The following is a 10,934-nucleotide window of genomic DNA, read 5'->3' on the forward strand; positions in this document are numbered from 1 at the left end:
GAAGGGATTCAGATGGCTGATCGGCATCCTGGGATTCCTGTTGCTGCTCCTGGCTTTTGCTCCTTCTTCCAGAGCGGCCCACGACGGCACTCATTTGACAAATTCCGGCCCTGAAACGGCCAATGCGCCCCATGGCTCTTTCACATCCGACACAAAGGCATGCGGTTACTGCCATCAGTTGCACAGGGGGAAATCGGCCACCCTCTTGCGGGCAGCCACCAAACGGGACACTTGCTTCTTGTGCCATGATGGACGGGGCAGCAAATATGATGTCAAGAACGGGAAAACCTATATCGCCACCGGTCCGAACGCGGGGACCATTGTCGATAATGCAGCCGGTGGGTTCAGCAGTTCGGCAGGTTTTACCTCCAAACACTTGATTGAGGAAGTAAACGCGCCGCCTGGCGGCAACGGCCAGTCTTTCATGCTGGTATGCACAAGCTGCCACAATCCCCACGGAACGCCTAACCACCGTCTGTTGCGGACCACGGTCAATGGCAGGACCAATGTGGACGTTCAGGCCAGTGTATCGGTAAACCCGATTACAAACAAAGAAACGGTTTCCTATAAAAGCGGGACGGCGAATTTCTGCAGTTCCTGCCATACCGATTATGTATACTACAACAGGGAAGCGGGTGCGATCGACAAAACGAAATACCGTCACCCGATTGGCGTGATGTTAAACGGGGGAACCCGCACGGCGGACGACGGGGACATCCCCAAGTCGGCCAAGTTTGATCCGACACTCTTTACCAACTTGCCGACGGAGGGAGTGCCGTCGGGAGCCTATCCGAAGCCGGTGCAGAATCAGATATCGACTGGAGGGTCTCTCTCAGCGGGTACGTACTATTATATCGTCACGGCTGCCAACGCGGAAGGGGAGTCCCACCAGGGGCATGTCAAGACGGTCAGCGGTGTACCCGCCAACGGCAAAGTCACACTGCAATGGGACTCGGTCGCGAATGCCTTGAAATATTCCGTTTATCGCGCAGGTCCGAGCGCCACTCCCCCAACAGGCTTAACAGCTTATAATCTGGTTGCTGACAGTGAAACCCAGAAGAGCCGTTTCGCTTTTACGGATAATCCGGGCGGTGGAACGTTCACGTTTGAAGATACGGGGGCTGTTCAATCAACAACCGTTCATCCGCCGGGAATCAACTCGCAGGCCAATCCTGCCAAGGTGTTCTGTCTTACCTGTCATTACGCCCATGGGACCAAAACGGTGGACGGGTTTACCGGCGAAAGCAAACTGAAGCGAATGGACAACATGGGAGTTTGCCAGAATTGCCACAAGCGATAGGAGGGGTTGGCCGTGAACACAACAATCAAGTGGGGGTTCCTTCTTCTGTTCGTCGTGGCGATTATGACCGCCGGGCTGAGTCTGCCTCTCCTGTCGGGCACAACCTCCGCCCAGGAATTGCGAATCAAAGGAAATGAATCGGTGAAACTCGATTCGCCGATGGGGGTCGTTTCTGACGGGAAGCGGATTTATGTGGCCAATGCAGGACAGCACCAGATTGCGGTATTCGATCAGAAGGGGAAGTTCCTTACCCTGCTTGGCAGAGGCGGAACTGGCGAAGGGGAGTTCAATTATCCGGTAGATGTTGCTCTGAACAAAAACGGGGATCTGTATGTGGCCGATTTTCACAATGGACGGATCCAGGTTTTTTCAAAAAACGGGGAATTTCGGTTTGCATTTCCGAAAAATCAACGGATTAAGCCGGCAGCATTGGCCATTGACGATAAAGGACAAGTATACGTTACGGATGTGGAGAGCCATACCATCAAGATCTTTACGGAAAAAGGCGATTTGGTCCGCGAGTTTGGGGAACCGGGAGAGACGGCCGGAAAACTCAGGTACGCCAACGGGATTGCAACCTCACCGGATGGCGGGACCATCTATGTGGCAGATTCCCAGAATAACAGAATCCAGGTGTTTTCAAACAGCGGGAACCATCTGAAAACAATCGGACTGCCCAAAGGGGCGGGATTGCCCAAGGGATTGTCATATTCAGGTTCCACACTTTATGTGGCGGACAGCTTATTGCATAAAATCTTTGTGCTTGATACAGACGGCAATCTGATTGATCAAATCGGGCGGGGTGAAGGAACGTTTCACTTTCCAAACGACGTTTATGTGGCGCAAGGCAAAATCTATATCGCCGATCGGGGCGGCAACCAGGTGTTTGTCTATAGCAGGTAAGGCTATGACAAGGAGAGGATTCACATGAAAGCGAGTGGGAACAGGAAACCAAAATGGATTACGTGGATGAGTGTCGGTTTGGTATCTTTCTTCACAGCCAATTTGGCCGGACTGACGATTGAATCGGTTTTTATCAGGGAGATACGGGCAAATACAGTAACGGGAGATGTCTACTCGACTCCAGACGAAGGAGGGCAAATACCTTCTTCACCCGTTGACTCGACATCGACTGATCCGGGGCAGGAACCGGCTGCACCAACTGATCCTGCACCGTTACCAACAGCACCGACTGAGACTCCAGCATCGGAACCCCCAGTACCTTCCGATGCGGCACCGGTAACGACAGAACCAACCGCTCCTCCACCGGATCTGATCCCTCCGGATCCTCCTGTCGGATTCGATGCGGAACCGGTGACTCGGGCCACGGTGATCGATCTGAATTGGAGAAGCGTTGCGGACGCTGTCGGATACGTCCTTTACCGGGACGGACAGCAGATTGCAGATGTTCCGGGCGGCACGTTCTACTCCGATACATCAGTGGAACCCAACAATACCTATGTGTATACATTACGCGCATATGATGCGGCGGGAAATCTGTCAGATCCCGTTTCCATACGGGTGGAATCGTTGGATACAATACCACCGACTGTTCCGGCGGTCATCAAGGGGAAAGCGGCAGCAGCCAACCAGATCCATCTGGTCTGGAGCCCTTCTTCGGATAACCGGGGTGTGTCCCATTATAACGTATACATCAGCCGGGAAGGCAACGATTTCATCCTGATCGAAGTAACCGATAAGACACGGTTCGTCCATCAGGGGCTGGGTCCCGGCATCCAATATCAATATAAGGTTCAAGCGGTCGACACTACGGGAAACGAGTCGCTGTTCACAAGGATTGTCACCATCGACACACCGGATGACCGGTTTAACGTAGCTTCCGAACCTTTGCCTTTCTCTGTCAGCTTGCAGGAATAGGGGATGATGCCCATGATTGGGACCATGAAAGGGAGACGGAGAAACTATTTCAAATACCTGTTGGTCTTTGCTTTGATGTTTTTGGTGAGCGGCCCCTTTGTGCCGCTGAATCTGGTCTATGCACAGGCTCCTGTCTGGACGGGTTCCGCCCAATTGAGCGGAAACCAATTGCAATTAAATTGGAATGCGGTAGCAAACGCGACGGGTTACAAAATCTACCGGACCACCGATCAGCCCGGCGAATTTCACAAGCTGATCGCGACGATCCAGGATGGGACGGCCGTTTCATACACCGATGCAACTATTGCAGAAAATGTGTTGTACCACTATGAGATCACTTCGCTTATCAACGGGACCGAATCTGCTCTTAGCAACGCACTGACGGTTTGGACAACGGATATGACAAATCCTTCCCCGGTAACGATCCAGTCCTCCATCCAGGGGCCCAATTGGATTGAAATCAGTTGGGAGCAACCGGCAAATGCGAATGACATTCACCATTATGAAATATTCCGAAATGGGGTAAAAATCGGCGTTACGGACGGGACAGTCCTTTCATACAGGGATGTGGGGGTGTCTGCAAGCACGAGCTACAGTTACCATGTGGTGTCTGTTGACAGGAAAGGAAACCGGTCGGTCAATTCCAATACCTTTTCTGCGGCCACAACCGCTGGCATCTCCGGTGTGAAGCTGAACGAGGATTTTGCCGGTGCGGCGGAATGGACCAACAATAATGTCAACTGGCTGACATTTAATACGGGGAAAGCCCGTTGGTACCGATCGGGAAATCAGCTTGCAAACGCAACAGCCAATGCCGATCTCCTATCTTCCTATGCAATCAATATCACATCGGCGGAAGCGGGACAAACAGCCACTCTGACTTTTGATTGGTACAAAGCCTGGTCAAACGCGGACAATCGGTCGGGACAAGGGCAGAACCACGATCTCTACGTATATTACAAGGAAGTGAATGCGGGTTCCTGGACACAGGTTTGGTCCGAGTTGACGGAATATCAAAACCAGGCCGGAGTTGCCAGTATCAACATTACATTTCCGACCGCCGGAAATTATCAGCTTCGTTTTCGCGGGGATTTGGCAACCTCTGACCGGGGGAGCGATACCACCACATTGGAAGTGGATAATGTGAAACTGGAATTCCCAAACCCGGTTCCTGCAACTCCCGCATTAAACGCACCATCAACAAGTGACAATGCAAAGATCAGCCTGTCCTGGTCAGGCAATACGGAGTCTGACTTTGTAGGGTACAAGATTCTGAGAAGCGTGAATGGAGATGTGGATGCCAATTATGTAACGCTTGCCACAAGTTTTTCCAACAGCTTTACCGATCCGGATACGGCACCGGGGCAAACCTATTATTACAAAGTCGCAGCCATTGACAACCAAGGGGCGGAGTCGGCAAGGAGCAACCCGGTCCAATTTACAACGGCCGCTGCTGCCGATACAACGCCGCCAAATCCGGCAACCGATTTGACCAGCGATTTGGTGTCTGCAAGCAAGATCAATCTGGTATGGACAGCATCCCCTTCCTCCGACTTAAGCCAGTATGTGGTGTGGAAGAGCGATGATGGGGTTACTTACGTAAACATTGGAACAACCACCGTACCATCTTTTGAAGTGAATACGGGACTTGCCCCGGCCCGATCGTATTCCTTCCGGGTGATGGCGAAAGACAGTGCAGGCAATTATTCGCAGGGCAGCAATGTGTATTCGGTGACCACTCCTGCAGCAGATACACAAAAACCCACTGCTCCAACCGCTTTCAAAGCGGAAACGATTGCAGAAAGCTATGTGGAGTTCAGTTGGGGGCCATCAACGGATAACGTGCAAGTGGACCGGTATGAAATCCAAATGTTGGAGGGCAATACCTTTGTCACGAAAAAAACGCTGAAACATCCCTCCACAACCGGAGTTGTGGACGGCTTGAACCCGAATGTCAACTATTCCTTTCAACTGATCGCCTTTGACACTTCCGGCAATCCGTCCGACCCGACGTCACCGCCGCTGTCCGTGACAACACTGCAGGACGTTACACCGCCCAAAGTGCTGTTAAAAAAGCCCTATGACGGGTCATCCGGCATTGGTACAGGGGAAGCCATCTTCGTGCGGTTTGACGACGAGATCGATCCGGCTACCGTGAATGACGCATCTTTTTATGTTGTTAAAGACGGTGATCCGCTGAATTCGCACATTGCGGGCACGTTCAATCTAAGCAATCCGAAAGAGATTCGATTCAATCCGTCCAGCCTGTCAACCAACACAAAATATAAAGTGACGATGGAAAACACAATCAGGAACAAGGCAGGCCTTTCGTTGGAGCAAACACACATCTGGTATTTCACCACCGGTATATCGCAGTATACAAAGCCACACGGCAATTATGTGGACAACACCGAGGGCTGTAAGAATTGTCACAATTCCCATACCGGGGAACGTCCACGGTTGTTGAACCAGAAGCAGGTCTTTCAAGTCTGCTATACCTGCCACGACGGGACGGGAGCGACAGGGAACGGCAGCATCTTTAACATTGGGCAGCAGTTTGGTTCTCCCACCGCCAAGTCAAGCCATCACCCGGTGTATTCGGCAAGTTCCGAGGAAGGGGTGCAGATAAACTGTTCCAACTGCCACAACCCGCATGACGCCGGAAAGGATTTGGATACTGGCGTGAGCAAACACTGGAACCGGCTGTTGAGCAGCGCAAACAAGACCGGTGTCATCGACAACTCCGGGAAGGAATTCTGCTGGAATTGTCACGGCAAGACCGCAAGTCCGGACGAGTCGATGGGGTATCTGGACGATTATGATAAAACTGGAAATCATCGGTTGGTTCAGACTCAGGTGGAAGTGAGAAAATCAGCCACCAGCCCGATCAAAATTACGGTAAACGAATACCGCACCGACCACCAAACCTACTTTCCAAACAATAATTTCGGGCACAATTCCAGCAAAATGGATGAGTACAAGTGGTACAACGGAGCCACGACAGACCGTCAGGACACCGGAACGGGCATCAAATGCGTCGCTTGCCACGAAAAACACGGTTCCAGCCTGAAACCGCTGCTGCGTACACAGATCAGCTGGAAAACGGATCCTTTGCCGGCTGCCATCGACAAGAATGGCAAGGAGTTTTGCTACCAGTGCCACCAGCAGCCGATAACCTTCGGCTATTCCGATTGGGCAACCGAATCGAACCAAAACGCCTGGGATGGCAAAGACATAAATGAAGCAAGGGGGCATGCCCAGTTTGACTGCCAGGTGTGCCACAATCCGCACGGTTCCCCGTACCCAAACTATCTGCGGCTGCCGTATCGAGTGAATACAGCAAATTGGCAGAACTATTCCTATAATCCGAGCGACTTTGCCCTCTGTTTTGACTGTCACGATGAAAACAAGCTTCGGACGAAAGGGGCGTCTCTATGGGGATATCCGGGCAGAGGCAATTATCACGATTTCCATCTGACCGACACGAAGGTCCGGGCCAGCTGCAAAAACTGTCACCGTCCGCACGGAGCGACAAGCGGCGAGAATCCGAACGGCAAGGTCAACCATCGGGTCGGGTTTCCTGCACTAGGGTCGGAAATCACAGGAAAACAATATTTCCGGGACGGTGCTGGGGGACTGACGAACGGAGGCACTTGCAGTCTGAACTGTCATGGCAGATCGCACAGATCTTTTGGGTACGGCGGGGCGCTGCGCAATTCGGGAAATGCGGACAATTGGGCATTGAAGGACAACTGGAAGACCGAGTCCTGGCTGCTGAACAACCGGCCCGACGCTTACAAAAACGGGAACGGCACCCATTACAGAGACACGGGCAACGACGGTTTCTGGTGGAAGTAGAATAGGTTGCACTAGTGCAAAAGTGCTACAGCAGGGCGGAAAAATGACAAGAACGGGTAATAGTACGGTTTATTTCCTTTCATTATAGTGGAATCAGAGAGTGATTTTTTTCACTTGAAGAAAGGGGGGCAGGAAATGATACACCACACCAACGAAGCTAACCATTCCTATGTACCACGTCTCATATTTTGGGAACTGACCGAGGGGTGTAATTTGAAATGCATTCACTGCCGGGCATCCGCACAACCTGAACGTTCCAGGGACGAGTTGTCAACCGACGAAGTATTTCAAATCATCGACCAGATCTCAGAGGTTGCAAAACCGATTCTGATTCTGACTGGCGGGGAACCGCTATACAGGCCGGACATTTTTGGCATTGCCAGGTACGCGGCGGATAAAGGAATGCATGTTGCGCTGGCTTCAAACGGGACACTGATTGACAAATGGACTGCCAGCCGGATCCGTATGGCGGGAATTAAACGTGTATCCATCAGCCTGGACGGAGCAAGCGAGACCATCCACGATTCCTTTCGGGGAATACCCGGTTCCTTTCATGCAGCCTTGCGTGGGGCAAGGCATTTGCAGGAAGAGGGAGTCCCTGTCCAGTTCAACACCACGATTACGAAACACAACGAGCACGAACTGGAACAGTTGTTTGAACTGGCCAGGGAAAAAAAAGCAGTAGCCCTGCACCTGTTCATGTTGGTTCCTGTCGGTTGCGGTGTTCAGATTGCGGATGACCAGCTGTTGTCGGCCGAAAGATATGAGGAAATCCTGACCTGGTTTTACGATAAATCGCAAGCGGTGAATTACGAAATTAAGGCAACCTGTGCCCCCCATTATTATCGGATCATGCGCCAGCAGGCCAAACGGAAAGGGCTGCGGGTCACAAGACAATCCCACGGGATGTCTGCCGTTACCAAGGGATGCCTGGCAGGTACCGGAGTCTGCTTTATTTCTCACAAAGGAATGGTGCAGCCTTGCGGGTATTTGCCCTTATCGGCAGGAAACCTAAAAAAACAAAACTTTCGTGACATCTGGGACAATTCCCCTTTGTTCAGACAACTCAGATCGGTTGAGCAGTTGAAAGGAAAATGCGGTATCTGCGAATATGTAAACGTCTGTTCCGGCTGCAGGGCCCGTGCTTTCTCCCATACGGGCAACATCATGGAGGCGGAACCTTATTGTACCTATCACCCTACGAGAAGAAGTAGCCTTTGACGGCTACTTCTTTTCCGTCAAACATGAACATTTTTTGAATAGGGAATTCCCGTAGGGGGTTTAAGGGAATCCCCCGATATCCCGTCAATCGTTCCAGTTTTATACTCAAAGTGACTTATATACCGGAGGGCTGAGAATGAAAAAGAACGCAAAGGTTTTGATGGGTTCGCTTGTCATTGTCATATCGGTCATCTTTTTGTTGTTTTGGGCAACGCCCGGTTCAACCGGCATGGAAGTTACGATAGGGGATGTTGTGAAGAACCCGAATAAATTCCAAAACGAGTTTCTCTCTTTGCAGGGAAATCTTGTGGAAGAATCGGTCAAGTGGAATGCGGACAAAGTGGAACTCCGGTTTACCATTGAGGATGAAAACAAGGACCCCCTGGCGGTTGTCTATCAAGGAGTCAAGCCGGACACTTTCTCCGAAGGGACCATTGTGATTGTCGAGGGACAATATGATGCGGCCAGCAAAACGTTCGTTGCGGAACGGGTCAAAACCCGCTGCCCATCCAAGTATGAAGGTCAGGAATATGACCCGAAACTGCACGAAGACCTGAAAAAAAACAAAGACAACAAGCAGTAAATAACGAACAAGCAGGTGATTTCAAATGGCGCTCTTGGGAAACTCCGCAATCTATCTGGGATTGGCGCTATCCATCTACTCACTGGTCATTATGCTGATCGGTGTCAAAAAACAGAACCAGCAACTGGTAGACAGCGGAAAAGGAGCGATTCTCTCAGTCTTTCTCGTTACCGCCATTTCGATGGCGCTTCTTCTGTACCTTCTGGGCACAAGCCAGTTTCAGTTTGAGTACGTCAAAAACTATACAAGCACGGAACTGCCGCTGGTCTACAAGCTGGCGGCCCTATGGGCGGGCAATGCGGGTTCGCTCTTGCTGTGGACCTTTTTTCTCGCACTCTACAATGTCATGATTATGAATTCCCGAATGCTTCGAGGGAATCCGATGGTTCCTTATGTAGGGATGATATTGACGGCAAACACCGTCTTCTTCATGTTTATTCTGGCGTTTGTGGCAAAGCCGTTCGTGCTGCTGGATGAGGTTCCCCTGGAAGGCAACGGGTTGAATCCCATGCTGCAAAACCCGGGCATGATGTTGCACCCCGTTACCTTGTATCTGGGATATGTGGGACTGTCGGTTCCCTTTGCCTTTGCAATGGCTGCCCTCCTCCTGAAGAACATTGACGATTTCTGGATCAAGGTGACCCGCCGCTGGACGATTGTGGCATGGCTGTTCCTGACACTGGGGAACCTGCTGGGAGCGCAGTGGGCGTATGTGGAATTGGGCTGGGGTGGTTACTGGGCCTGGGATCCGGTGGAGAATGCGTCTTTCATGCCATGGCTGACCGCGACCGCATTTCTTCATTCCGTGATGATCCAGGAGCGGAAGAACATGCTGAAAGTCTGGAACGTCAGCCTGATCATTATTTCCTATGCGTTGACCCTGTTTGGAACCTTTCTTGTGCGAAGCGGCGTGCTCACTTCCGTCCATGCATTCAGCAACAGCAATCTGGGAACCTACTTCCTGTTATATATGGGCATCGCTGTAATTGGTGGCTTGTATGTGCTGATGAGCCGCTATCATCTGCTGCGGCGGGATTCGGGACAGTTTGAATCCCTGCTGTCGAAGGAAAGCAGTTTTCTGCTTAACAATCTGATCCTGGTGGGAGCCGCCTTTTCCGTATTCTGGGGAACCAATTTTCCCTTGATTTCCGAAGCGGTTCGGGGAACCAAGGTGACAGTGGGAGCTCCGTTCTTCAACCAGGTGAATGCTCCGATCATGCTGGCTCTTCTGTTTGTGATGGCTGTTTGTCCGCTGATTGCCTGGCAGCGTTCTTCCCTGAAGAATTTCCGGGACAACTTCTTGATTCCGTTGGCTTTGACGGTTGTCCTGTTCCTGGCACTTGTTGCCATGGGAATGACCAAGATCTGGGCTCTTGTATCTTTCTCGGTAGTGGGATTCCTGTTCCTGACCCATATTCAGGAGTTTTATCGCGGCATTCGTGCCAGACGAAAGATGACGCAGGAAACGGTACCTGTCGCCGCCTGGCGGTTGATGATCCGCAACAAAAGAAGATACGGCGGCTATATTGTGCATTTTGGCATTGCCATGATTGCGATAGGCATCATCGGATCCAACAACTTTGAGTCCGACTTGGCGAAAACAGTCAAGCAAGGGGAAACAATCGAAATCGCGGGATATACCCTTACTTATGAAAGCTTGGCCCAGCGCTCCGAGGGAATCAACGATATCGTATTTGCCGATCTGGCGGTAAGCAAAAACGGGCAGGCTGTCGGAGTCATCCGGGCGGAGAAAGTCTTCTACGGAAATTGGCCGGAACCCTCCACCGAAGTGGGTTTGATCAGTACGTTCAAGGAAGATCTCTACGTGGCGCTAAGCGCTTGGGAGCCGGATGGCAGGGCGACCTTCTCCATCAAGGTCAATCCGCTGGTCAAATGGATATGGACAGGCGGCATTATTGTAGTCATCGGTTCGCTCTTCGCCATCTGGAAGGGAAGGTTTGGCAACGTGGTTCCCAAGTACACAGGTGTCGAAAGGAAGGTGTCCTAGGGTGGCGGGTGAAGGAAAAATCGATCGCAATGCACCCGAGTACAAGGCGTTTGTCGAACAGTTCCTCTGTTATTGCGGCTGCGGCC

At 51.5% G+C, this 10,934-nt stretch carries 7 protein-coding genes; all 7 read left to right on the top strand.

Annotation, left to right across the window (positions count from 1 at the left end):
* Positions 1-1,300, top strand: a 1,300-nt coding sequence (locus tag EFBL_RS16085; RefSeq protein WP_275539560.1) for a cytochrome c3 family protein, incomplete at its 5' end; no start/stop codon positions are given.
* 12 nt (positions 1,301-1,312) lie between these two features.
* On the top strand, positions 1,313-2,203 hold the full coding sequence (locus tag EFBL_RS16090; protein ID WP_096183101.1) for a 6-bladed beta-propeller: 891 nt from the start codon (positions 1,313-1,315) through the stop codon (positions 2,201-2,203).
* A gap of 24 nt (positions 2,204-2,227) precedes the next feature.
* The gene (locus tag EFBL_RS16095) at positions 2,228-3,178 is read left to right on the top strand and encodes a fibronectin type III domain-containing protein (RefSeq protein WP_096183103.1); all 951 of its coding nucleotides are present in this window, start codon (positions 2,228-2,230) and stop codon (positions 3,176-3,178) included.
* 12 nt (positions 3,179-3,190) lie between these two features.
* A complete protein-coding gene (locus EFBL_RS16100; RefSeq protein WP_165912473.1) occupies positions 3,191-7,036 on the top strand; it encodes a cytochrome c3 family protein in 3,846 nt (1,281 codons plus the stop codon).
* Between the two features lie 135 nt (positions 7,037-7,171).
* The gene (locus EFBL_RS16105) at positions 7,172-8,257 is read left to right on the top strand and encodes a radical SAM/SPASM domain-containing protein (protein WP_096183107.1); all 1,086 of its coding nucleotides are present in this window, start codon (positions 7,172-7,174) and stop codon (positions 8,255-8,257) included.
* Between the two features lie 136 nt (positions 8,258-8,393).
* Positions 8,394-8,840, top strand: a complete 447-nt coding sequence (locus EFBL_RS16110; RefSeq protein WP_096183108.1) for a cytochrome c maturation protein CcmE — start codon at positions 8,394-8,396, stop codon at positions 8,838-8,840.
* A 25-nt stretch (positions 8,841-8,865) separates the two neighbouring features.
* Positions 8,866-10,848 (top strand): heme lyase CcmF/NrfE family subunit, encoded by a 1,983-nt coding sequence (locus tag EFBL_RS16115; RefSeq protein ID WP_096183110.1) that lies wholly within the window; start codon positions 8,866-8,868, stop codon positions 10,846-10,848.
* Positions 10,849-10,934: the final 86 nt, after the last annotated feature.

Source organism: Effusibacillus lacus, from assembly GCF_002335525.1.
GTDB lineage: Bacteria > Bacillota > Bacilli > Tumebacillales > Effusibacillaceae > Effusibacillus > Effusibacillus lacus.

What these genes read in the sequence shown, in the direction of transcription:
- EFBL_RS16095 (WP_096183103.1), top strand. Translation starts at nt 2,228, where the DNA reads ATGAAAGCGAGTGGGAACAGGAAACCAAAATGGATTACGTGGATGAGT.
- EFBL_RS16100 (WP_165912473.1), top strand. Translation starts at nt 3,191, where the DNA reads ATGATTGGGACCATGAAAGGGAGACGGAGAAACTATTTCAAATACCTG.
- EFBL_RS16105 (WP_096183107.1), top strand. Translation starts at nt 7,172, where the DNA reads ATGATACACCACACCAACGAAGCTAACCATTCCTATGTACCACGTCTC.
- EFBL_RS16110 (WP_096183108.1), top strand. Translation starts at nt 8,394, where the DNA reads ATGAAAAAGAACGCAAAGGTTTTGATGGGTTCGCTTGTCATTGTCATA.
- EFBL_RS16115 (WP_096183110.1), top strand. Translation starts at nt 8,866, where the DNA reads ATGGCGCTCTTGGGAAACTCCGCAATCTATCTGGGATTGGCGCTATCC.